This is a genomic window from Streptomyces nigra (assembly GCF_003074055.1).
Classification (GTDB): Bacteria; Actinomycetota; Actinomycetes; order Streptomycetales; family Streptomycetaceae; genus Streptomyces; species Streptomyces nigra.
On sequence record NZ_CP029043.1, the window covers coordinates 5,944,472 to 5,966,146 of the forward strand.

At 73.1% G+C, this 21,675-nt stretch carries 23 protein-coding genes; 4 read left to right on the forward strand and 19 right to left on the reverse strand.

Annotated elements, in window-relative coordinates; genetic code table 11:
* The 15 genes from DC008_RS27450 to DC008_RS27515 form a co-directional block, all read right to left on the reverse strand.
* On the reverse strand, positions 1-741 hold the full coding sequence (locus DC008_RS27450) for a sirohydrochlorin chelatase (RefSeq protein WP_108709243.1): 741 nt from the start codon (positions 739-741) through the stop codon (positions 1-3).
* Positions 742-747: 6 nt separating this feature from the next.
* A complete protein-coding gene (locus DC008_RS27455) occupies positions 748-1,641 on the reverse strand; it encodes an ABC transporter permease (protein ID WP_108709244.1) in 894 nt (297 codons plus the stop codon).
* Positions 1,628-2,416, reverse strand: coding sequence for an ABC transporter ATP-binding protein (locus DC008_RS27460; RefSeq protein WP_108709245.1), 789 nt, complete (start codon positions 2,414-2,416; stop codon positions 1,628-1,630). The genes DC008_RS27455 and DC008_RS27460 overlap by 14 nt, the downstream gene beginning before the upstream one ends.
* 84 nt (positions 2,417-2,500) lie before the next feature.
* Entirely contained in the window at positions 2,501-3,613 is a 1,113-nt protein-coding gene (locus DC008_RS27465) for an aliphatic sulfonate ABC transporter substrate-binding protein (protein WP_425276553.1), read from the reverse strand.
* A 1-nt stretch (position 3,614) separates the two neighbouring features.
* Entirely contained in the window at positions 3,615-4,949 is a 1,335-nt protein-coding gene (locus DC008_RS27470; RefSeq protein WP_108709246.1) for a sulfate adenylyltransferase subunit 1, read from the reverse strand.
* Positions 4,950-4,951: 2 nt separating this feature from the next.
* Positions 4,952-5,890 carry a sulfate adenylyltransferase subunit CysD gene (cysD, locus tag DC008_RS27475; protein ID WP_108709247.1) on the reverse strand — a complete coding sequence of 313 codons (939 nt, stop codon included), beginning with the start codon at positions 5,888-5,890 and terminating at the stop codon, positions 4,952-4,954.
* Positions 5,887-6,423: an adenylyl-sulfate kinase gene (gene cysC / locus DC008_RS27480; RefSeq protein WP_235072260.1), complete on the reverse strand. Its 537-nt coding sequence runs from the start codon at positions 6,421-6,423 to the stop codon at positions 5,887-5,889. Before cysC ends, cysD begins: the two co-directional genes overlap by 4 nt.
* A 26-nt stretch (positions 6,424-6,449) precedes the next feature.
* Entirely contained in the window at positions 6,450-7,157 is a 708-nt protein-coding gene (locus tag DC008_RS27485) for a phosphoadenylyl-sulfate reductase (protein ID WP_108709249.1), read from the reverse strand.
* A complete protein-coding gene (locus DC008_RS27490; RefSeq protein WP_055624009.1) occupies positions 7,154-7,333 on the reverse strand; it encodes a hypothetical protein in 180 nt (59 codons plus the stop codon). The genes DC008_RS27485 and DC008_RS27490 overlap by 4 nt, the downstream gene beginning before the upstream one ends.
* On the reverse strand, positions 7,330-9,030 hold the full coding sequence (locus DC008_RS27495; RefSeq protein WP_108709250.1) for a nitrite/sulfite reductase: 1,701 nt from the start codon (positions 9,028-9,030) through the stop codon (positions 7,330-7,332). Before DC008_RS27495 ends, DC008_RS27490 begins: the two co-directional genes overlap by 4 nt.
* Before the next feature lie 130 nt (positions 9,031-9,160).
* Complete coding sequence (locus DC008_RS36490; protein WP_351391960.1) at positions 9,161-9,244, reverse strand: putative leader peptide; 84 nt, start codon at positions 9,242-9,244, stop codon at positions 9,161-9,163.
* Positions 9,245-9,370: 126 nt separating this feature from the next.
* Entirely contained in the window at positions 9,371-9,943 is a 573-nt protein-coding gene (locus tag DC008_RS27500) for a GNAT family N-acetyltransferase (protein ID WP_108709251.1), read from the reverse strand.
* Positions 9,944-10,015: 72 nt separating this feature from the next.
* On the reverse strand, positions 10,016-11,296 hold the full coding sequence (locus DC008_RS27505) for a hypothetical protein (protein WP_108709252.1): 1,281 nt from the start codon (positions 11,294-11,296) through the stop codon (positions 10,016-10,018).
* 149 nt (positions 11,297-11,445) lie between these two features.
* Positions 11,446-12,738 (reverse strand): GAF domain-containing protein, encoded by a 1,293-nt coding sequence (locus DC008_RS27510; protein WP_108709253.1) that lies wholly within the window; start codon positions 12,736-12,738, stop codon positions 11,446-11,448.
* Between the two features lie 262 nt (positions 12,739-13,000).
* Positions 13,001-14,635 (reverse strand): acyl-CoA dehydrogenase family protein, encoded by a 1,635-nt coding sequence (locus DC008_RS27515; protein WP_108709254.1) that lies wholly within the window; start codon positions 14,633-14,635, stop codon positions 13,001-13,003.
* Positions 14,636-14,748: 113 nt separating this feature from the next.
* Here DC008_RS27515 and DC008_RS27520 point away from each other — a divergent pair, with 113 nt between their 5' ends.
* On the forward strand, positions 14,749-15,894 hold the full coding sequence (locus DC008_RS27520; RefSeq protein ID WP_108709255.1) for a YihY/virulence factor BrkB family protein: 1,146 nt from the start codon (positions 14,749-14,751) through the stop codon (positions 15,892-15,894).
* Between the two features lie 11 nt (positions 15,895-15,905).
* Here the strand turns inward: DC008_RS27520 and DC008_RS27525 are convergent, their stop codons facing one another.
* Positions 15,906-16,763, reverse strand: a complete 858-nt coding sequence (locus DC008_RS27525) for a Rossmann-fold NAD(P)-binding domain-containing protein (protein WP_108709256.1) — start codon at positions 16,761-16,763, stop codon at positions 15,906-15,908.
* A gap of 80 nt (positions 16,764-16,843) precedes the next feature.
* On the opposite strand from DC008_RS27525, the gene DC008_RS27530 reads away from it, so the two are divergent.
* Entirely contained in the window at positions 16,844-17,803 is a 960-nt protein-coding gene (locus tag DC008_RS27530) for an AraC family transcriptional regulator (RefSeq protein WP_108709257.1), read from the forward strand.
* On the forward strand, positions 17,796-18,479 hold the full coding sequence (locus DC008_RS27535) for a helix-turn-helix domain-containing protein (protein WP_108709258.1): 684 nt from the start codon (positions 17,796-17,798) through the stop codon (positions 18,477-18,479). Before DC008_RS27530 ends, DC008_RS27535 begins: the two co-directional genes overlap by 8 nt.
* Here the strand turns inward: DC008_RS27535 and DC008_RS27540 are convergent.
* Positions 18,465-18,863: a VOC family protein gene (locus DC008_RS27540; RefSeq protein WP_108709259.1), complete on the reverse strand. Its 399-nt coding sequence runs from the start codon at positions 18,861-18,863 to the stop codon at positions 18,465-18,467. The genes DC008_RS27535 and DC008_RS27540 overlap by 15 nt on opposite strands.
* Positions 18,864-18,923: 60 nt before the next feature.
* Positions 18,924-19,556 (reverse strand): VOC family protein, encoded by a 633-nt coding sequence (locus DC008_RS27545; RefSeq protein WP_108709260.1) that lies wholly within the window; start codon positions 19,554-19,556, stop codon positions 18,924-18,926.
* Between the two features lie 106 nt (positions 19,557-19,662).
* On the opposite strand from DC008_RS27545, the gene DC008_RS27550 reads away from it, so the two are divergent.
* Positions 19,663-20,310 carry a ThuA domain-containing protein gene (locus tag DC008_RS27550; protein ID WP_108709261.1) on the forward strand — a complete coding sequence of 216 codons (648 nt, stop codon included), beginning with the start codon at positions 19,663-19,665 and terminating at the stop codon, positions 20,308-20,310.
* 15 nt (positions 20,311-20,325) lie between these two features.
* On the opposite strand, the gene DC008_RS27555 is transcribed toward DC008_RS27550, so the two are convergent.
* Positions 20,326-21,474, reverse strand: coding sequence for a ferritin-like domain-containing protein (locus DC008_RS27555; RefSeq protein ID WP_108709262.1), 1,149 nt, complete (start codon positions 21,472-21,474; stop codon positions 20,326-20,328).
* Between the last annotated feature and the right edge of the window lie 201 nt (positions 21,475-21,675).

Consider the following 21,675-nt stretch of genomic DNA (forward strand, 5'->3'; position numbering starts at 1 on the left):
TCAGGCGCCGAGCGCCGTCAGTACCGGCCGGCGGGCCGCCTCGTACCGGGCCAGCAGGAGCCGCGCCACCTCGGGCGCGGCGCCGAGCACGTCCGCGAGGACGTCCGCCCCGGCCGCGCCCCGCGCGATCCGGTCCGGAAGCCGGCCCGGCGCCAGCACGTACGGCGCCACGGCCACCCTGGCGCAGCCGAGGTCCCGCAGCTCACGGACGGCGTCCTCGGTGCGGGGAAGGGCAGCGGAGGCGAACGCAGGCCGCACGGCGCACCAACCGGTGTGCCGCCACTCCCGCGCGATTTCTGCGATCACTGCGATCGCCTCCGGGTCGGTGGACCCCGCCGAGGCCAGCACGACCCCGGTCGAGGACTTGTCGGCGGGCGTCAGGCCCGCCTCGTACAGGCGCCGCTCCAGGGCCGCGATCAGCAGCGGCGACGGGCCGAGCACGTCCGCCTGCCGGATCCGCAGCCTGGCCGGCGCCTCCCGCAGCACCGCCGGGATGTCGGCCTTCGCATGGAAGGCGCGGGTCAGCAGCAGCGGCAGCGCCACGACGTCCCGGACGCCCTCGGCGGCCAGCGACTCCAGGACGCCCTGCACGGACGGGACGTTGAAGTCCAGGAAGCCGGTCTCCACCCGCAGCCCCGGGCGTATCGCGCGCACCTGCCGGACGAGGGCGTGCACGGTCGCGGCATGCCGTGGGTCACGGCTGCCGTGGGCGATGACGAGGAGGACCGGCTGGGTGTTCACGGGAGTTCAGCTCCTTGCCAGCAGACCGCGGCCGCGCAGCACCCGGCGCTCCAGCGGGCTGAAGATCAGCAGGTCGATGGCGATGCCGACGACCAGGATGAGCAGGATGGCGAAGAAGACCATGGGCATGGAGCTGGTGTTGCGGCCGTTCTCGAGGAGCTGGCCGAGGCCCACGCCCAGGTCGGGGGAGGAGGCGATGATCTCGGCGGCCATCAGCGAGCGCCAGGAGAACGCCCAGCCCTGCTTCAGTCCGGCGAGATAGCCGGGCAGCGCGGCGGGCATCACGACGTGCCAGGTGCCCTTCAGGCCCGTCGCGCCCAGGGTTCGGCCGGCCCGAAGGAACAGCGGCGGCACCTGGTCGACCCCCGACACGAGTCCGTTGGCGATCGACGGCACCGCGCCCAGCAGGATCACCGCGAACATCATCCGGTCGTTCAGGCCCAGCCAGATCACGGCCGGCGGCACCCAGGCCACCGACGGCAGGGACTGCAGCCCGGACAGGATCGGCCCGATCGCGGCCCGTACGAACCGCACCCGGGCGACGATCAGCCCGAGCGGGGTGCCGATCGCGAGCGCCAGCAGGAAGCCGAGCAGACCGCGCGAGACCGACGTCCAGATGTACTGGTGGAGGGTGCCCTCCAGCCACGCCTCGCGCAGCTCGTCCCAGACCGCGGACGGCGGCGGCAGCTTGGTCGGGTCGTCGGCGATCCCGGACGACACCAGGAACTGCCAGAGCGCGAGCACCAGCAGGACGGCGACGACCGGCGGCAGGACCTTCTGGGTGAGGGTCTTCCGGAACGGCGTACGGCCGCTGTCCACCGTCTCCAGGGCGTCCAGGCCCGCCTCGAGTCCGGCGAGATCGGCGCCGTCCTTGGCGGCGGTCGTCTCAGTGCTGGCCATGGCGGCGGATCTCCCCACGCAGTTCTTCGGTGATCTCCCGGGACAGTTCGGCGACCTCGGCGTCCTCGATCCGGCGGGGCTGCGGGATGCCCACGGTCCACTCCCGGGCGACGCGGCCGGGCCGCGACGACAGCAGGACGACCCGCTGGGCGAGCCGGACGGCCTCGCGGACGTTGTGCGTCACGAACAGGACGGACACGCCGGTCTCCCGCCAGATGCGGGTGAGTTCGTCGTGCAGGACGTCCCGGGTGATGGCGTCCAGCGCGGCGAACGGCTCGTCCATGAGGAGCAGCCGGCTGTCCTGGGCGAGGGCACGGGCCATGGCGACGCGCTGGCGCATACCGCCCGACAGTTCGTGCACCCGCTTGCCGTACGCGCCCTTCAGCCGGACCAGTTCGAGCAGCTCCTCGGCGCGCTCGCGCCGCTCGGCCTTCGCCACGCCCCGCAGCTTGAGGGCGAGTTCGATGTTCCTGCCCGCCGTCAGCCAGGGGAACAGGGCGTGTTCCTGGAACATCAGGGCGGGGCGGCCGTCGGTGCTGATGGTGCCCGCGCTGGGCCGGTCGAGGCCGGCGACCAGGTTGAGCAGGGTGGACTTGCCGCAGCCGGAGGCTCCGAGAAGGGTGACGAACTCGCCGGGGGCGACGTCGAGGGTGATGTCGTCGAGGACGAGCTGCTGCCCGGCCGGGCCGGCGAAGGACTTCGAGACATGCGCGATCCGCGCGGCGTGCTCGACGGACGCGTCCGTGCCGGCGGCCGTGGCGAGGGCGGTGGCCATGGTCGTCACCTCCTGGGAACTCGATGGATGGGCTGACTCGGCGGATGGGGCTGTTCGGCAGATGGGCTTGCTCGGCGGACGGGGTTACCCGGCGCCCAGACCGGCGTCGTCGACCGCGGCTGCGCCCTCGGCCTTGAGGACCTTGTTCAGCGGGCCCAGGTCGTAGATGCCGGTCAGGTCGGGGCGCTGGAGCAGGCCCGCCCGGACCGCGTGACCGGCCTGGGTGCGCAGCGTGGACGCCAGCGGGTCGTCGGTGACCGCGAGGGACTTCCACGCCGGGTCGAGGACGTTCGCGGGCAGCGGCTTGCCGGTGTCGGCCTCCAGCTGCGCGTTCGCCGCGGCCTTCGCCCGGTCCTGGTGGGCGGTGATCCACCGGTTCGTCTTCACGGAGGCGCGCAGGACGGCCTCCACGGCCTTCGGGTGCTCCTTCAGGAAGCGCTGCGACACGACGACGTTCGTGATCACGAACTTCTCGCCGGGCCACAGGTCCGACTCGTCCAGCAGCACCTTGCCGCCCTCGGCGACCAGCTTCGAGGCGGTCGGCTCGGGCACCCACGCGCCGTCGATCGACCCGGACCTGTAGGCGTCCGGGGTGATCTTGTTGTCGGTGCGGACGACGGACACATCGCCCTTGCCGCTCTCCGCGTCGACCTTCCAGCCCTGCTCGGAGGCCCAGTTGAGGAATGCCACGTCCTGGGTGTTGCCGAGCTGCGGAGTCGCGATCCGCCTGCCCTTGACGTCCTTCAACGACTTGACCTTCTTCGGGTCCACGACGAGCTTCACACCGCCCGAGGCCGACCCGGAGACGATCCGCAGATTCTTCCCCTGCGCCTTGATGTAGCCGTTGACCGCGGGGGAGGGGCCGATCCAGCCGATGTCGACGGAACCGGAGTTCAGCGCCTCGATCTCCGACGGACCGGCGTTGAACGTGGCGTACTCCGCCCGTGTGCCGCCCAGCTCCTGCTGGAACAGGCGCTCGTGCCGGCCGACCAGGGCCGTCGCGTGGGTCAGGTTCCCGAAGTAGCCGATCCGCACCGAGTCCAGGCCGTCCACCTTGGGCGCGCCCGCGACGGCCTGCTCGGTGGACTCCTTGGCCTGCGAGCCGTAGCCGCACGCCCCGAGGGCGAGCAGCGGCAGCGCGGCCAGGACGGCGAGCGTCCGGCGCGGGGCGCGGCGGGCGGACACGGAACGTGTCACGTCAGAAATCCCACCCGTCGTCCTCGGGCTCCTCCTTGACCGGCTCCGGGGCCGCGAAGGACTCGCCGACCATGCCCGCGGTCAGCGTGGTGCCGTCGCTCGGGTCGATCAGGATGAACGAGCCCGTGCGGCGGGAGTCGGCGTAGGAGTCGACCGGCAGCGGCTCGGCGGTGCGCACCTTGACGCGGCCGATGTCGTTGGCGACGAGCTGCCCGGGGTGCGGGTGCAGGGACAGGTCGGAGAGCGTGAGCCGGGACGGGATGTCCTTCACGATCGCCTTGACCGTCCGGGTGCCGTGCTTGAGCAGCACCCGGTGGCCGACGGTCAGCGGGGCGTCGGCGACATGGCAGACGGTGGCCTCGATGTCCTGCGTGGTCGGGGGCGCGTCCTTGGTCGGCACGATCAGGTCGCCGCGCGAGACGTCGATGTCGTCCTGAAGGAGGACGGTCACCGACTGGGTGGTCCAGGCGACGTCGACGGGCTCGCCCAGCAGGTCGATCCCGGAGATCGTGGACGTACGGCCCGACGGCAGCACGGTCACGGACTCGCCGACCCGGAACGAACCGGCGGCGATCTGGCCCGCGTAGCCCCGGTAGTCGGGGTGCTCCGCGCTCTGCGGCCGGATCACGTACTGCACGGGCAGCCGCGCGTGACAGTGGCTCAGGTCGTGGCTGACCGGGACCGTCTCCAGGTGCTCCAGGAAGGTCGGGCCGCCGTACCAGTCCATGTGCGCGGACGGGTCCACCACGTTGTCGCCGGCCAGCGCCGAGATCGGGATGGCGGTGATCTCCGGGACGCCCAGCTCCAGCGCGTACGCCGTGAACTCCTCGGCGATCGCTGCGAACACGGACTCCTGGTAGTCGACCAGGTCCATCTTGTTCACGGCGAGCACCACGTGCGGGACGCGCAGCAGGGCGGCGATGGCCGCGTGCCGGCGGGTCTGCTCGACCACGCCGTTGCGGGCGTCGACGAGGATCACGGTCAGCTCGGCGGTGGACGCGCCGGTCACCATGTTGCGGGTGTACTGCACATGGCCCGGGGTGTCGGCCAGGATGAACCGGCGCCGGGGCGTGGCGAAGTAACGGTACGCCACGTCGATCGTGATGCCCTGCTCCCGCTCGGCCCGCAGGCCGTCGGTGAGCAGCGCGAGGTCGGGCGCGTCCTGGCCACGGCTCAGAGAGGCGCGCTCCACGGCCTCCAGCTGGTCGGCGAGCACCGACTTGGAGTCGTGCAGCAGCCGCCCGACCAGGGTGGACTTGCCGTCGTCGACGGAGCCCGCGGTGGCGAACCGCAGCAGGGTGGTGGCCGAGAGTTCCTCGGTCGTCGTGGTGCTCATGCTTAGAAGTACCCCTCGCGCTTACGGTCTTCCATCGCGGCCTCGGAGAGCTTGTCGTCGGCGCGGGTGGCGCCCCGCTCGGTGAGCCGGGACGCGGCGATCTCGGTGATGACCTGCTCCAGGCTGACCGCGTCGGAGTCGACGGCACCGGTGCAGGACATGTCGCCGACGGTGCGGTAGCGCACGAGCCGCTTCTCGACGGTCTCGCCGTCCTTCGGGCCGCCCCACTCGCCGGCCGTCAGCCACATCCCGGAGCGCTTGAACACCTCGCGCTCGTGGGCGAAGTAGATCTGCGGCAGCTCGATGCCCTCGCGGGCGATGTACTGCCAGACGTCCAGCTCGGTCCAGTTGGACAGCGGGAAGACGCGGACGTGCTCGCCGGGCGCGTGGCGGCCGTTGTACAGGTTCCACAGCTCGGGGCGCTGGCGGCGCGGGTCCCACTGGGAGAACTCGTCGCGGAGGCTGAACACCCGCTCCTTGGCGCGGGCCTTCTCCTCGTCGCGGCGCCCGCCGCCGAACACCGCGTCGAACCGCTCCGCCTGGATCTTCTCCGTCAGCGGCAGCGTCTGCAGCGGGTTGCGGGTGCCGTCCGGGCGCTCCTTGAGCACCCCCCGGTCGATGTAGTCCTGCACCGAGGCGACATGCAGCCGCAGCTGGTGCTTCTCCACCGTGCGGTCCCGGTACTCGATGACCTCGGGGAAGTTGTGGCCCGTGTCGACGTGCAGCAGGGAGAACGGCACCGGCGCCGGCGCGAACGCCTTCAGCGCCAGGTGCAGCATGACGATGGAGTCCTTGCCGCCGGAGAACAGGATCACCGGCCGCTCGAACTCACCCGCGACCTCACGGAAGATGTGGACGGCCTCCGACTCCAGGGCGTCCAGGTGCGACAGGGCGTACGGGCTGTCCGTACCCTCCTGCGGCGTGGCGACGGTCGTCGTCATGCCAGTCCCCTTTCGGTGAGCAGGGCGTACACGGACGCCGCGGACTCCTGCACGGTCTGGTGCTGCGACTCGATCCGCAGATCCGGCGACTCGGGCTCCTCGTACGGGTCGTCGACCCCGGTGAGCCCGGTCAGCTCGCCGGCGGCCTGCTTGGCGTACAGCCCCTTCACATCGCGGACGGAGCACACGTCGACCGGCGTGGCCACGTGCACCTCCAGGTACGGCGCCCCGCTCTCCTGGTGGCGCTTGCGGACCGCCTCACGGCTGTCGGCGTAGGGCGCGATCACCGGGACGAGCGTCTTGACGCCGTTGCGGGCGAGCAGTTCGGCGACGAACCCGATGCGCTGCACGTTGGTGTGCCGGTCCTCGCGGCTGAAGCCGAGGCCCGCCGAGATGAACTCGCGGATCTCGTCGCCGTCGAGGACCTCGACCCGGTGGCCCTCGGCCCGCAGCCGGCCGGCCAGTTCATGGGCGATGGTGGTCTTGCCGGCGCTCGGCAGACCCGTGAGCCAGACGGTGGCTCCGGTCGTCACGTGGTTCTCCTGAGTCGTGGGGGTCGTCATCCGTGCAGTCCGCACTCGGTCTTGGCGCGGCCCGCCCAGCGGCCGGCGCGCGCGTCCTCGCCCGCGAGGACCCGGCGGGTGCACGGGGCGCAGCCGACGGAGGCGTAGCCGTCCATGAGCAGCGGGTTGGTCAGCACGCCGTGCTCGGCGACGTAGGCGTCCACGTCGTCCTGGGTCCAGCGGGCGATGGGGGAGACCTTGACCTTCCGCCGCTTCTCGTCCCAGCCGACGACCGGGGTGTTGGCCCGGGTCGGGGACTCGTCGCGGCGCAGGCCGGTCGCCCACGCCGCGTAGCCGGCGAGGCCGCGCTCCAGCGGCTCGACCTTGCGCAGCTTGCAGCACAGGTCGGGGTCGCGGTCGTGCAGCTTCGGGCCGTACTCGGCGTCCTGCTCGGCGACCGTCTGCCGGGGGGTGAGGGTGATGACGTTGACGTCCATCACGGCCTCGACGGCGTCGCGGGTGCCGATGGTCTCCTCGAAGTGGTAGCCGGTGTCCAGGAACACCACGTCCACGCCGGGCATCGCACGGGAGGCGAGGTGGGCGACCACCGCGTCCTCCATCGAGGAGGTCACGCAGAACCGCTCACCGAACGTGTCGGCCGCCCACTGGAGGATCTCCAGCGCGGAGGCGTCCTCCAGGTCGCGGCCCGCCTGCTCGGCGAGCGCCCGCAGTTCGTCCGTCGTGCGCTCGTGAGTCGCCGTCATATCTCGTCTCCCCCGGTGTCGTCGTGCCGAAGGCCCCGGGCGAGCAGTCCGAGGAACTTCAGCCGGAAGGCGCGGTTGCACGCGGCGCACTCCCAGGCGCCGTGGCCCTCCTCGCTCGGGCGCAGGTCCTCGTCGCCGCAGTAGGGGCAGTAGAAGGGCGCGGCCCGCTCGCTCATGACAGGGCCTCCTCCGAGGCGCGCGCGGCCCAGGCGGCGAACCGCTCGCCCTCCTCGCGCTCCGCCTGGAACCGCTTGAGGACCCGCTCGATGTAGTCGGGCAGCTCCTCCGAGGTGACCTTGAGCCCGCGGACCTTGCGGCCGAACCCGGCCTCCAGGCCGAGCGCGCCGCCGAGGTGCACCTGGTAGCCCTCGACCTGCTCGCCCCGGTCATTCAGGACCAGCTGCCCCTTGAGACCGATGTCCGCCACCTGGATACGGGCGCAGGCGTTCGGGCAGCCGTTGAGGTTGATGGTGAGCGGCTCCTCGAACTCCGGCAGGCGGCGCTCCAGTTCGTCGATCAGCTGCGAGCCGCGCTGCTTGGTCTCGACGATGGCCAGCTTGCAGAACTCGATGCCGGTGCAGGCCATCGTGCCGCGCCGGAAGGTGGACGGCCGCGCGGTCAGGTCGAGCGCCTCCAGGCCCTCGACCAGCGAGTCGACCTGGTCCTGCTCGACGTCGAGCACGATCATCTTCTGCTCGACGGTGGTGCGCACCCGGCCCGAGCCATGGGCCTCGGCCAGGTCGGCGATCTTGGTGAGCGTGGCGCCGTCGACACGTCCGACGCGCGGGGCGAACCCGACGTAGTAGCGGCCGTCCTTCTGGCGGTGGACGCCGATGTGGTCGCGCCACTGCTGCACGGGCTGCTCGGGGGCGGGCCCGTCGACCAGCTTGCGCCCGCCGAGGTACTCGTCCTCCAGGACCTGGCGGAACTTCTCCGCGCCCCAGTCGGCGACGAGGAACTTCAGGCGGGCGCGGGTGCGCAGCCGCCGGTAGCCGTAGTCGCGGAAGATCGAGATGACGCCTTCGTAGACGTCCGGCACCTCGTCGATCGGCACCCAGGCGCCCAGCCGCACACCCAGTTTGGGGTTGGTGGACAGACCTCCGCCGACCCAGATGTCGAAGCCGGGGCCGTGCTCGGGGTGCACCACGCCGACGAACGCGACGTCGTTGATCTCGTGCACCACGTCAAGCAGCGGCGATCCCGAGATGGCCGTCTTGAACTTGCGGGGAAGGTTGGAGTAGGCCGGGTTGTTGAGGACTCGGCGCTTCATCTCCTCCAGTGCGGGGGTGGCGTCGATGATCTCGTCCTCGGCGATGCCGGCGACCGGCGAGCCGATCATCACACGCGGGGTGTCGCCGCAGGCCGTGACCGTGGACAGGCCCACGCCCTCCAGCCGCTCCCAGATCGCGGGGACGTCCTCGATGCGGATCCAGTGGTACTGGACGTTCTGCCGGTCGGTGATGTCCGCGGTCCCGCGCGCGTACTCCTGCGAGACCTCGCCGATGACCCGCAGCTGCCGCGTGGTCAGCGCGCCGCCGTCGATGCGGACGCGCAGCATGAAGTAGGAGTCGTCCAGCTCCTCCGGCTCCAGGACGGCCGTCTTGCCGCCGTCGATCCCGGGCTTGCGCTGGGTGTACAGCCCCCACCAGCGCATCCGGCCGCGCAGATCGTTCGGGTCGATGGAGTCGAAGCCGCGCTTGGAGTAGATCGTCTCAATGCGTGTCCGCACATTGAGACCGTCGTCATCCTTCTTGAACTGCTCGTTGCCGTTCAGCGGGGTGTGGTGGCCCACGGCCCACTGACCCTCACCGCGGTGACGGCTCACCTTGCGGCGCGGAGTCGCGGCGGCAGGCTTCTGCGGGGTGGCGGCCATGGTTGATACGTCCTTCGGGACAGGCGGGAATGCGGCTTTGACCTGCGCATACGGGCGCACGGGCAGAGGTGCGCGGCATCGCGCGGGACGGAAGCGTGAAAAAAGAGAGGTGTCGGGCGCTCAGGGGCGGTCAGCGCACCGGACAGATGGCGCTGGACATGCGGCCCAGGTCGACGTGCCGCCGACTCACCAAGGCAATTCCAGTTCCAGGCATGACGGAAGCGTGTCACGGCGATCTGAGACCAGTCCAGCTTCGTCCGAGATGCGGACACCCTTGTCCCGTAGAGTGAGACAAGGGTGTCGTCGGTCACATGGCCCGATCAGGCCGTTTCCGGCCAGGTCAGCCAGGGTACGCGCCGGGCCACGGCCCGGGCGTCGCCACCTCGGCCTCCTCCTCGACCTTCGTGTCGAACAGCGTGAAGCCCCGGCGCTGGTAGTTGGCCATCGCGTGCTCCCCGTCCTTGCTGCACGTGTGCAGCCACACCCGCTTCGTCGGCGGGAGGTCCGGCCACCGCTCGGCCAGGTCCCAGGCGCGGGCGGTGGCGTACGACAGCAGATGGCCGCCGATCCGCCGCCCGCGGAAGGCCGGGATCAGGCCGAAGTAGACGATCTCCACGACCCCGCCGTCCTGCGCCTCCAGCTCGACATAGCCCGCCGGCGTCCCGCGGTCGTACGCCACCCAGGTCTCGACACCCGGACGCTCCAGCTGCTCCTGCCACCGTGCGTAGCTCCAGCCGAGCCGGTCCACCCAGCGGATGTCGCCGCCGACGGACGCGTACAGGAAGCGGCTGAACTCGGGCGAGGGGACCTCGGCGCGGACGACCCGCACTTCCCCCTCCGGCGCGGCGGCCGGGAGGAGGTCGGTGGGGGCGGTCTGTTCCAGGGACCAGGTGGTCACGGCGATGGTGGGCATGCGGTCAGGCAATCATCCCGACGGCGGATCTGTCGATCGGCCCCCGTCTGTGCCAGGGCCGGGCGGTCGCTCTCAGTCCAGGGCCGCGTCGATCGACCGCAGCGGCACCGCGAACAGGATCCGGCCCGACTGGGACCAGACCTCGCCGGTCGCCTCCCAGTACGACAGGGAACCCGCGCCCACGCCCCAGCACCTCGGGGTGCCCTCCTCGCCGCACCGTGTCGCCTCGGCGCCGTCGCTGTCCTGGCGCCACAGGCTGCCGTGCCGGTCCGTCCGGGCCGGAGCGCGGCCCACGTACCAGCCGGCGCCGTCCGCGCCGGACGCCCGGCGGGACAGCACGCCCTGGACGCCGGACGCCTCCGTCTCGTACGCCTCGACCGCCCGGGCCGTCCCGGTGGCGTCCGTGGCCAGCAGACCGGTGCGGGCCGGGTCCTTGCTGAGCGAGTACCGCCACAGTCGGGCGTGCCCGTCGCTGTCCGCCGCCGTCCGCTCGCTCGCGACCAGGCTGTCCGGGGCCGTACTGCGGTCCAGCGACACCGACCCGAGCAGGGGCGCGTCCCGCCCGGTCAGCCGGTACGAGCCGACCGCCGGCAGCACGAAGCGGTGGCCGTGCGCCGACCAGCCCGAGCCGACCCGGCCCACGGCGGCGCCGTCGAGCGTGGTGCGCTGGACGCGGTCCAGGTCGTACACGTACAGCCCGTCGCCCGCGGTGACCAGCAGCTTGTCCTGGTACCAGACCATGCCGGTGAGGCCGGACGTCAGCGCGCGGTAGTCCCGTCCGCCGTCCACCGGGACGACGAGCAGCGCCGAGGCGTACAGCATCTGGTCCATGTCGGTGGCGTCCACGAACGACACCCGCGCCAGCCGGCCGGCGTCCTGGCTCCAGCCGGACAGGATCACCCGGTGGTCGTTCCACCAGCCGTCGTCGTCGGCGTCGCCCGAGGTGGTCACGGCACCGGCCCGCCAGGACCGGGTGTCCTCGGCGTCCCAGCAGTACGCGCGGGTGGCGGCCGGCGCGACCGGCAGTGCCGTGCGCTCCCCGGCCGTACAGCCGTCCGCGGTGCGCAGCGCGTGCTCGGCGCCCTCCAGGACGGCGCTCACGCCGACCGGCTTGCCCATCGAGGAGGAGAGCGTGTCCAAGGTGGCCTCGGGAACCAACTGCTCGCGCAGTCGCAGCGCGTCCGTCCCGGCGGCCCCCGAGAGCGGCTTCAGCGCCCCGGGATCGTCCCCCACCGTGGCCTGCGAGGCGCTGATCATCGTGGCGGCGGCGGTGAGCGCCAGGGCCGTTCCGGCGAGGAACGCCCGCAGCGCACGGCCCTGCTTGCGTCGACGGTGTCTGCCGCGGTGCTTCATCAAACCTCCCGAGGCGAGCCAACTGCGGCCATCGGTCAATGCGTTGACCAACGGAGCAGGTGGGGCGGCCCGTACCAGGGATGCTACGGCAGGAAGGCACGCGGGCGGACGAAGACCCTGCAAATATGCGCAAGAAGGTTATGGACGGGTCATCCCGGCCGGTGCCCCGCGCCCCGCGCGCGGGCGATCCCGGGCGCCGTGGAGTGCGGCAGCAGCGCACCCGGATCGCCCGGCAGCAGCACCTCCACCTCGGCGTCCTCCCGGAATCGGTACGGCCGGTGCTCCAGATGCGCCCCCAGATAGCGCCGCACCCGCGACATCTCGGCCCGCACCGTCACCGTGCGCCGGGCGTCCCCGAACATGTCCTCGGCCAGCCCCGCCGCGCTGCGCCCGCCCCGGTCCATCGCCAGCAGGCAGAGCAACTCGGCGTGCCGGGGGCTCAGTTCGTGCGTCCAGGTCCCGGCGCCGCCGGACACCGTCACCGTCCAGCGACGCGGCTCGCTCAGATCCAGCGTGATCCGGGTGGCGCCCGGCACACCGGGGTCGTCGCAGGCCCGCAGCAGCCAGCCCCCGGCCAGCGGCTCCATCGTGCACGGCCCGAGCGGCGGCAGCCATCCACGGCCCGGCGCCGGGGACTTGGGCAGCGCGATCCGGTGCGTGTACGGCATCCCGGTCACCGCCGCGGTCCAGCCGTCCCGGTCCACGACCAGGGCCCGGCCGGTCAGCCGGGCCAGCGCCGGTGCCGCCACCGCCCGCAGCCGCTCCAGCGACGCGGTGTGCAGCTCCCGCAGTCGGGCCTCGGCGAGCTTGGCCACCGAGTCGACCCAGGCGAGCGTCGCCGGGTGCATCGTCTCCAGCGGCCCGCTGACGTCCACCACGCCGATCAGCCGGCCGTCCCGCGGATCGGTGATGGGCGCGCCCGTGCACGTCCACGAGGTCTGCGAACGCTGGAAGTGCTCGGCGGCGAAGACCTGCACGGGCCGGCGCACCACCGCCGGGGTGCCGACGCCGTTGGTGCCGACGACGCTCTCCCGCCAGTCCGCGCCGAGTTCGAAGCCGAGCCCGTCGGCCTTGCGCAGCACCGAGGGGTTGCCCTCCCGCCACAGCACCCGGCCCTCGTGGTCGGCGACGACCATGATGTGGTGGGCGACGTCCGCCACCGACAGCAGGCCCTCGCGCAGCACCGGCAGCACATGGCGCAGCGCGGTCTCCTCCCGGCGCCGCTGCACCTCCTCGCGGGACAGCAGGCCCGCGCGGACGTCGTGGTCCGGGTCGACGCCGCTGCGCAGCATCCGCTCCCAGGACTGCTCGATCACCGGGCGCGGCGCCACGGGCGCGCGCCGCCCGGAGAGCGTGGCGGCGCGGACGTCGCTGAGCACGCGCGCGGCGCGTGCCGAGTCCACGGCGGCCAGCTGCGTCACGTCCGTCGGCGAGAGCGCCAAGGGTCCTCCCGGCAGAAGAGGTCTCAACCTGACTGTGCGTCTCATTGTGTGTGTCTCATACTGCCGCCCACTGCACATGGAAGGACACGGTCCGCACACAGACGCCAACAAGTTGCAACCCCTTGCAACCCTGGTGGACGGCTCTGGCCTGATCGAGACTTGAGCGACGCCGTCCCGAGCGGCGTCCGCCGCCTCGAACGGGTCGGCAGCGGGGGTGGTGCCGTGTCGGCGCAGCACCACCCCCGCCTCGCGTCCGCACAGGTCAGGGCGTCGGCCGCGCTCGCTCCACGAGCGACTCCCGGGCCAGGCTGTGCGGCAGCGTCCCGAACGCCGCGCCCGCGTCGCCGCCGAGCCGCGTCGCGCAGAACGCGTCGGCGACGTCCGATGGCGCGAAACGCACCAGCAGCGACCCCTGGAGCACCAGCGCGAGCCGCTCGGTCACGCGCCGGGCACGCGCCTCGATGCCCTCGAGATCGGCCAGTTCCGTCAACAGCGACCTGATCGCGGCGTCCAGCCGGTGATCGGCGCCCCGGGCAAGCCCGACCTCCCGCAGATACGCGTCCAGCGCCGCCGGCTCGCGCCGCAGCACCCGCAGGACGTCCAGCGCCTGCACATTGCCCGCGCCCTCCCAGATCGAGTTCAGCGGCGACTCCCGCACCAGCCGCGGCAGCTGGGACTCCTCGACGTACCCGTTGCCGCCCAGGCACTCCGCCGCCTCCACGGCGACCGGCGCGCACCGCTTGGTCACCCAGTACTTGGCGGCCGGCACCGCGATCCGCAGCAGCGCCCGCTCCTGCTCGCCGTCGTCGTCGCAGGCCGCCGCGAGCCGCAGGGCGAGGGTGGTCGCCGCCTCCGACTCGACGGCCAGGTCGGCCAGGACGTTGCGCATGAGCGGCTGGTCGACGAGCCTCGCGCCGAACGCCTCCCGGTGGGCGCAGTGGTGGACGGCCTGCGCCACCGCCTGCCGCATCAGCCCGGCCGAGCCCAGCACACAGTCCAGCCGGGTCGCCGCGACCATCCCGATGATGGTCCGCACCCCGCGCCCCTCCTCGCCGACCCGGCGCGCCCACGTCCCGTCGAACTCGACCTCCGCGGACGCGTTGGACCGGTTGCCCAGCTTGTCCTTGAGCCGCTGGAGCGGGAACACGTTGCGGCCGCCGTCCGGCAGCACCCGCGGCACCAGGAAACACGTCAGCCCGCCGGGCGCCTGCGCCAGCACCAGGAACGCGTCCGACATCGGCGCCGAGCAGAACCACTTGTGCCCGGTCAGCGCGTACGTGCCGGACTCGGCGAGCGGGACGGCCCGGGTCGTGTTGGCGCGGACGTCGCTGCCGCCCTGCTTCTCCGTCATCCCCATCCCGAACAGCGCGCCGGCCTTGCCGGCCGCGGGCCGCAGCTCACGGTCGTAGACCATGGACGTCAGCAGCGGTTCCCACTCGGCGGCCAGCTCGGGATCGGTGCGCAGCGCGGGGACGGCCGCGTGGGTCATGGACAGCGGACAGCAGTTCCCGGCGTCCACCTGCGTCCACAGGACGAACGCCGCCGCCCGCCGCACCTGCCCGCCCGGCCGGGTCCACGCGGCGGTCAGGCCCGCCGAGACACCCTTGCCCAGCAGCCGGTGCCAGGACGGATGGAAGTCGACCTCGTCGATCCGGTGGCCGTAGCGGTCGTGGGTGCGCAGCCGCGGCGGGTTCTCGTTCGCCAGCACCCCCCACTCCTGCACCTGCGCCGACCCGCACGTCCGTCCCAGCGCCGACAGCTCCCCGCCGGCCTCGTCGCGCAGCGCGGGCGGCAGATGCCGTTCGACGGCCTCCACCAGGGCCCGGTCCGCCGTGTAGGCGTCGTACCCGGTCAGGGGCGGGGGCTGGTTGGTCACGCTGTGAGTGCTGCCTGCCATGCCGGTGAACCTATCCCTCCGCGGCGCCCTACTCCCCACCCTGACACGGCCCGCCGCCGCCCGGGCCGGGCTCCCCGATGAGAGCGCCCGCGTGCGGCGGATACCTTTGGTTCGTGCAGCCAGCAAGTGAATCCCCCGAGCAGCCCTCCGGCCGTCTCCACCGGGCGCGTGCCCTCTACCGGAACGTCTCGAAGCGCAGGACCGCCTGGCTGCTGCTGAAGGACACGGTCAACTCGTGCATCGAGTACCGCATCCTGGGGCTCGCGGCGGAGGCCGCGTTCTTCACGCTGCTGTCCGTCCCGCCGCTGCTGCTCAGCCTCATCGGCCTGCTCGGCTACGTCGACGACTGGACCGGCACCGACACCATCACCAGTCTGGAGACCAACCTCCTGGAGGCCTCCCGCACCGTCCTGTCCGACAAGGGCGTGCGCCAGATCGCCCAGCCGATCCTCGACGACGTGATGAAGGGCGGCCGCCCCGACGTCATCTCGGTCGGCTTCCTGTTCGCCCTGTGGTCGGGGTCGCGCGCGGTGAACGTCTTCATAGACACGATCACCGTCATGTACGGCCTCGACGGGGTGCGCGGCATCGTCAAGACCCGGCTGGTGGCGTTCCTGCTGTTCCTCGCCGCGCTGCTGATCGGCTCGGTGGCGCTGCCGCTGATGGTGGCGGGGCCGGACGCCGTGGTGCGGATCCTGCCCTGGTCGGAGACCGTGGTGCAGGTCCTGTACTGGCCCGTCGTCATCGTCCTGTCGGTCGCGTTCCTGACGACGCTGTACCACGTGTCCGTGCCGGTGCGCTCGCCGTGGATCGAGGACGTGCCCGGCGCCCTCGTCGCCCTCGCCATGTGGGTGCTCGGCAGCTTCCTGCTGCGCATCTACCTCACCAGCACCATCGAGGGCGCCACCATCTACGGCTCCCTCGCCGCGGCCGTCGCCGTCCTGCTGTGGATCGGTGTGTCCGCGTTCGCCGTGCTCGTCGGGGCCGCGGTCAACGCCGCGATCGACCGGGTCTGGCCGGCCGCCGCCACCGCCGCGGCCCGCGAGGCCAACGAGCGGGCGCGCGAGGCCCAGGTCGCCGAGTACGTGGCACGCGCGGCCGCCGGTCTGGAACCGGACCCCGACGACCCGGACATGCCGTCCGAGTTCCCCGAACGCTGGTCCCGTTTCCTCCCCCCGGAGGACGTCACGTCCCGGCTGCGCACCCATGTGAAGAACCCGCACCACCACACGCCGCACAAGAAGAACGGCAGCTCCTAGAAGGCCATCGGTCAGATGCGCCAGGCCCCCGCCGCCGCGGCCTCCCGCACGAAGGCCGAGAAGTCGCGCGGGCCCCGGCCGAGCACCTCGCGCACATCGTCGGTGAGGTGCGCGTTGCGTCCGTCCAGGAGGGTCTCGAAGACCTCCACCAGCAGCGCCGCCTCCCCGGCCGGCACCCCGAACCCGGTCAGCGCCTCCCCGTAGGCCGGGGCGGGCACCGGCGTGTACGTGATCGCGCGCCCCGTCGCCGCCGCGATCTCCGCGACCGCCTCCCGCCAGGTCAGCAGCCGCGGCCCGGTCAGCCCCAGTGTCCGCCCCGTGTACCGGTCGCCGTCCGCCAGCACCGCCGTCACCACGTCCGCGATGTCCCGGACGTCGACGAACGGCTCACACACCTCACCGGCCGGGAACACCAGCTCCCCGTGCGCGAGCCCCTCCACCAGCGGCCCCTCGCTGAAGTTCTGCGCGAACCACGAGGCCCGTACGACCGTCCAGTCCGCGCCGGACCCCTTCAGCGCCTCCTCCGCGGGCAGCGCCTGGTCCTCACCGCGCGCCGACAGCAGCACCAGCCGCCGCACCCCGAGCCCGGCCGCCTCCCGCGCCAGCGCCCCGATGCCCTCGGCCGCCGCCGGGTCGCCGATGTCGGTCGGGTACATCAGATAGGCCGCGTCCGCGCCCCGAAGGGTCCGCTCCCACGTCGACCGGTCACCCCAGTCGAAGCCCCGCGCCCGGGACGCCGCCCGGACAGTGAACCCCGCCGCACCCGCCGCGCGGGCCACCCTGCTTCCCGTACGCCCCGACGCCCCGGTCACCACCACGGTCCCGTTCCCACCGGCCGTCACAGCCGCGTTCTCCTCGTTGCGTGTCATGCCTCCAGTCAACGGCCGCGTGTCCCGGGCGCCCATCGCCGAACGGCTCACTCCCATACGCGGGCGTCTACCCTGACGGCATGGACGCCCTTGCCGGTCTGCTCGACGGCCCCCGCGCGCGCGGCGCGTTCATGATCCGCGCGTGCTTCGAACCGCCGTGGTCGGTCCGCGTCGAGGACCGCGCCCCGCTCACCGTCATGGTCATGGTCCGCGGCGAGGCGTGGGTGACGCCCGACGCGGGCGAGCCGGTCCGGCTGCGCGCCGGCGACCTCGCGATCGCCCGCGGCCCCGACCCCTACACCTGCGCCGACGACCCCGGCACCCCGCCCCAGGCCCTGATCCTGCCGGGCGCCGAGTGCCGGTACCCCGACGGACGCCCCCTCAACGGCGCGATGGACCTCGGCGTGCGCACCTGGGGCGACCGGCCCGACGGCTCGGCCGTCCTGCTCATCGGCACCTACCCGTGGGAGGGCGAGGTCGGCGGACGGCTGCTCAACTGCCTGCCCCCCCTGCTGTCCCTCACCGCCGATGTGTGGGAGTGCCCCCTCACCCCCTATCTGATGACCGAGATCGCCCGTGACGCCCCAGGCCAGGAGGTCGTCCTGGACCGGCTGCTCGACCTGCTCGTCATCGCCGCGCTCCGGGCGTGGTTCGCCCGCCCGGAGGCCGAGGCCCCGGGCTGGTACCGGGCGCAGGCCGACCCGGTCGTCGGACGGGCGCTGCGGCTCCTCCAGGACGACCCCGCCCACCCCTGGACGGTCGCCTCGCTCGCCGCGAAGACGGGGGTGTCCCGGGCCGCGCTGTCCCGGCGGTTCACCGAACTGGTGGGGGAGGCGCCGATGACGTACCTCACCGGATGGCGGCTGGCGCTCGCCGCGGACGCGCTGCGCGACACCGACGACACCCTGGAGGCGATCGCGCGGCGCGTCGGCTACGGCAGCCCGTTCGCGCTGTCCGGCGCCTTCAAACGGGTGTACGGGGTGAGCCCGCAGGAGCACCGGCGGCGTCCCGCCCCGGCCCGGGTCGGCACCCGTGTATGAGGAGCGGGCGTCCCGGCTGCCGGGGGCCGTCGTCTGGACGAACACCCCGGACGCGTCCGACACCGGGCGGGTCCTGCCCGACGGCTGCATGGACCTGCTGTGGCACGACGGACGGCTACTGGTCGCCGGGCCCGACACCCACGCCCAGCTCACCGAGGGCACGGCCGGTGCCTGGAGCGGAGTCCGGTTCTTCCCGGGGACCGCGCCCGCCCTCCTCGGCGTCCCCGCCCACGAACTGCGCGACCGGCGGGTCGACCTCGCCGACCTGTGGCCCGCGTCCCGGGCCCGCCGGCTCGGCGCCCGCGTCGGAGCGGCGGCCGACCCGGCGACCGCCCTGGAGGACGCCGCCCTGGACCTGGCCGCCGACGCGGGACCGTCCGACCCGCTGCTGCGCCCCCTCGTCACCGCCCTCGGCGCGGGCCGCCCCGTCGCCGCCGTCGCCGACGAACTGGGGCTCGGAGCCCGCCGGTTGCACCGCCGCTCACTGGCCGCCTTCGGGTACGGCCCCAAGACCCTGGCCCGGATCCTGCGGCTCCGGCGCGCCCTGCGGCTGGCCCGCTCCGGCGTGCCCTACGCGGACACCGCGGCCCGCGCGGGCTATGCCGACCAGGCCCATCTCGCCCGTGACGTCAGGGAGCTGACGGGACTCACCCTCGGTGGACTACTCGGCGGGTAGCGGCGCGAACAGGTCCACGCCGTTGCCGTCCGGGTCCCGGACCACGGCGTAGCGCTGCCCCCAGAAGGCGTCCCACGGCTTGAGCGCGCCGTCGTACCCCGCGCCCACCAGGTCCTCGTACACCGCGTCCACCTCGGCCGGACCGTCGCACCGCAGCGCCAGCCCGGCCCGGCCGTCCCCGGTCGGCGGCCGCCACTCCGGATGGAAGGACCGGACCGTGTCCTCGGTGTCGAGCAGCAGCCGTACCCCGCCGGGCGGCGCGGCCTCGGCGTGCGGCTCGTGCTCGGCGCCCTCGGGGAAGGGGAAGCCCAGACGCCGGTAGAAGGCGACGGAAGCGGCCATGTCGGAGACGATCAGGCCGACGGCATCGAATCGTGGAGTCATGCGGTCACCGTAGGAACCGGGAGAGGGGCCCGTCTTGAAGAAAACGGACACCGGATGCGGTCAGTGGAAGGTGACCGGCCCCTTGGGTGTGTCCAGCGTGAAGGAGAGCCCGACCGGGCCCACCGTCAGGGCGAGATCGGTGCCGAGCGAGCGCACCAGCGGCCGGACCGCCTCCGGGGCGGGCCCGCTCCCCGACATCGACAGCAGCGGAGTGACGGGCAGCCCGGCGGCCGTGGGATGGGGCGAGTCGCCCCAGTCGATCAGGAAGGGCACCAGACCGGACGCGTCGGCGTCCTCGCCGTCAGTGAGCCGCCATCGCAGCAGCGTGCCGTCTGGCCGGCGCCTGCTCATCGGCTTCGCCGGGCCCGGGTCGTACCCCTGGGCCCGCGCGGCCGCGATCGCCGCGTCCAGGTCGGGCGGGGCGATCGCCCAGGTGAGGGTGCGGGCGGTGGTGAGCCCCAGGGACGCGAAGGGCCGCGGACGCCCCGGAGCGGCCTGCTCCGGGTCCGGGCCGATGATCTCCAGATAGCTCGAACCGCCCAGCGCCACCAGATGGTTGCGGGTGCCGCGTCCGACATGTACCCCGCCGGGGGCCGGCTCCACCCCCGTGCGACGGGTGAACTCGGCGAGGGCGGCGGCGAGATCGGGCGTCGCCAGCACGAGATGATCCAGGAACGGGGGAATGGCATTCATCCCGGCCGAGGCTACGCAGTGCCCCCGTTCCGGGGGAACACCCCCACGCGGGGCGGGAGTTCACAGCGAGCCGGTCCGGGCGGACCCGCCACCTACGCTGGACCGCATGGCCGTACGACTCCTCGTCTTCACCCGCACCACCGACTACCGGCACGCGTCCATCCCGGCCGGGGTGGAGGCGCTGCGCACGCTCGGCGGCTTCACGGTGGACCACACCGAGGACCCGGCGGCTCTCGAGCGCCCCCTCGACGGTTACGCGGCCGTCGTCTTCCTCTCCACCAGCGGCGACGTGCTCACCCCCGCCGGACGCGAACGGCTCCTCGCCCACATCGGCTCCGGCGGCGGCTTCGCCGGCATCCACGCGGCCGCCTGCACCGAGTACGGCTGGCCCGCCTACGGCGACCTGCTCGGCGCCCGCTTCGACCGGCACCCCGCGTACCAGCCCGGCAAGGTGGTCGTCGAGGACCACGACCACCCCGCCACCCGGCATCTGCCACCCGTGTGGGAACTCACCGACGAGTGGTACGACTTCCGCCGCAGCCCCCGGGGCGCCGTCCGGGTCCTGGCCTCCGCCGACGAGTCGTCGTACGACGGAGGCGGCATGGGCGACGACCATCCGCTCGCCTGGTGCCGTGAGCCCGGTGCCGGGAGGGTCTTCTACACGGCCCTCGGCCACGCGGCCGAGCTGTACGACGACCCCGCCTTCCGCGCCCATCTGCGGGGCGGGATCGGCTGGGCGGCGGGCCCGCCCTGATCCGAACGAAAGACCCTAGCGGCCGGGCCGGGGGAGGGCGTGGAACTGGGGGCCGTAGTTGCCGCGGCCGTCCGGGAGTGGGGTCTCCATCAGCTCCACCGCCGGCTGCTCCAGACCGCGCATGGTGCGGATGCCGGCGCCCAGGCTGCGGTGCCCACCGCCCGCCCAGGCGTCGTCGAGGGAGTCCAGCACCGTGCTGTACATGGCGTCGAAGCGGAACAGCGTGCCTCCGACGTGCACCGACGCACGGGGCCAGCCGCCTGCCGGGACCGGCGCCATGGGACGCACGTCAGGGAACGGCACCGCGGGGCCGACGTACCGCCAGCCCTCGGCGGTCTCCCGCAGCTCCCGGCCGTGGTAGATCTCCCCGAACGCGTAGTAGTGCGCGGGGGCGTCCTGCGAGAACGAGTCGTTCGGCGAGGCGGCCGTGCCCTCGCCCTGCTCCCTGATCACCTCGATGTCGTGCTCGACGTCGTCCAGCGTCCGCACGGGCCGCAGCTCGTCGGAGTCGATGCGCTGGGACACCTGCCCCCGCGTCGACAGCTCCGGCCGCACCGACCGGAACGCGCCCAGCAGGCCCTCGTAGAACTCGCCGACCGTGGGGGACGCCGGCGCGCTGCGGACCAGCGGCTCCTCGGGCGCCTCGATGGCCATCATCACGTCCCGGACGTAGTCCTTGCTGAGCCCCGACAGATAGACGGTCACGCCCGCCCGCACCCCGCCGGGCAGCGGCCCCGGGAAGACCGGCGCGGCGGCCTTGACCTGCGGCCGGCCGCCGATCGCGACCAGCAGGTTGCACACGATGCCCAGGTGGTACATCTCGTCGCCGACGATGCGCCGGATCATCCGCGCGACCTCGTGGCGCTGGTTCCGCACCGACCACCAGCCGCACAGATAGGGCGGGATCGTGGCCAGCTCCAGGGCGATGGCGACCTGCAGCGCGGACCGCAGCCAGTCGATGTCGCGGCCGTCCGCCGGGACGGCCATCAGCCGGGCCACCGACCCGAGCCGGGCCGTCGCGGCGGCCGTCTCCCGGGGCGCCGCCTGCGCGGTCTGCGCTGTCCCGGCGACCGCGGCCGGCGCTCCGGCCGCCAGCGCTGCCGACGCCAGGAAACTCCTGCGCCTGAACGGGGCCACCGCCGGCTCGTCCGGCTCTTCGCTCATACCCGTCTCCCTCGCCTCAGCTCATGGGGCGGGCCCCGGCCCGGCTCGGCACGGCGGCACACGGGCCCCTCGACAGCTCGCGAAGCTAGCAGCGATCACCCCCGCCACCAGGGCACACGTGCCGAGCGCCGCCGCGACCACCCGGCCGGTCCAACGCGACGCCCCCACCCCGCCACCTACGCCGAACGGCCCCTTCCGCCC

Bases quoted from the DNA above. Each gene is read 5' to 3' on its own strand.
- DC008_RS27455 (WP_108709244.1), bottom strand. From the start codon at position 1,641: ATGGCCAGCACTGAGACGACCGCCGCCAAGGACGGCGCCGATCTCGCC.
- DC008_RS27460 (WP_108709245.1), bottom strand. From the start codon at position 2,416: ATGGCCACCGCCCTCGCCACGGCCGCCGGCACGGACGCGTCCGTCGAG.
- DC008_RS27470 (WP_108709246.1), bottom strand. From the start codon at position 4,949: ATGAGCACCACGACGACCGAGGAACTCTCGGCCACCACCCTGCTGCGG.
- cysD (WP_108709247.1), bottom strand. From the start codon at position 5,890: ATGACGACGACCGTCGCCACGCCGCAGGAGGGTACGGACAGCCCGTAC.
- DC008_RS27485 (WP_108709249.1), bottom strand. From the start codon at position 7,157: ATGACGGCGACTCACGAGCGCACGACGGACGAACTGCGGGCGCTCGCC.
- DC008_RS27490 (WP_055624009.1), bottom strand. From the start codon at position 7,333: ATGAGCGAGCGGGCCGCGCCCTTCTACTGCCCCTACTGCGGCGACGAG.
- DC008_RS27495 (WP_108709250.1), bottom strand. From the start codon at position 9,030: ATGGCCGCCACCCCGCAGAAGCCTGCCGCCGCGACTCCGCGCCGCAAG.
- DC008_RS36490 (WP_351391960.1), bottom strand. From the start codon at position 9,244: ATGCCTGGAACTGGAATTGCCTTGGTGAGTCGGCGGCACGTCGACCTG.
- DC008_RS27500 (WP_108709251.1), bottom strand. From the start codon at position 9,943: ATGCCCACCATCGCCGTGACCACCTGGTCCCTGGAACAGACCGCCCCC.
- DC008_RS27505 (WP_108709252.1), bottom strand. From the start codon at position 11,296: ATGAAGCACCGCGGCAGACACCGTCGACGCAAGCAGGGCCGTGCGCTG.
- DC008_RS27515 (WP_108709254.1), bottom strand. From the start codon at position 14,635: ATGGCAGGCAGCACTCACAGCGTGACCAACCAGCCCCCGCCCCTGACC.
- DC008_RS27525 (WP_108709256.1), bottom strand. From the start codon at position 16,763: ATGACACGCAACGAGGAGAACGCGGCTGTGACGGCCGGTGGGAACGGG.
- DC008_RS27530 (WP_108709257.1), top strand. From the start codon at position 16,844: ATGGACGCCCTTGCCGGTCTGCTCGACGGCCCCCGCGCGCGCGGCGCG.
- DC008_RS27540 (WP_108709259.1), bottom strand. From the start codon at position 18,863: ATGACTCCACGATTCGATGCCGTCGGCCTGATCGTCTCCGACATGGCC.
- DC008_RS27545 (WP_108709260.1), bottom strand. From the start codon at position 19,556: ATGAATGCCATTCCCCCGTTCCTGGATCATCTCGTGCTGGCGACGCCC.
- DC008_RS27550 (WP_108709261.1), top strand. From the start codon at position 19,663: ATGGCCGTACGACTCCTCGTCTTCACCCGCACCACCGACTACCGGCAC.
- DC008_RS27555 (WP_108709262.1), bottom strand. From the start codon at position 21,474: ATGAGCGAAGAGCCGGACGAGCCGGCGGTGGCCCCGTTCAGGCGCAGG.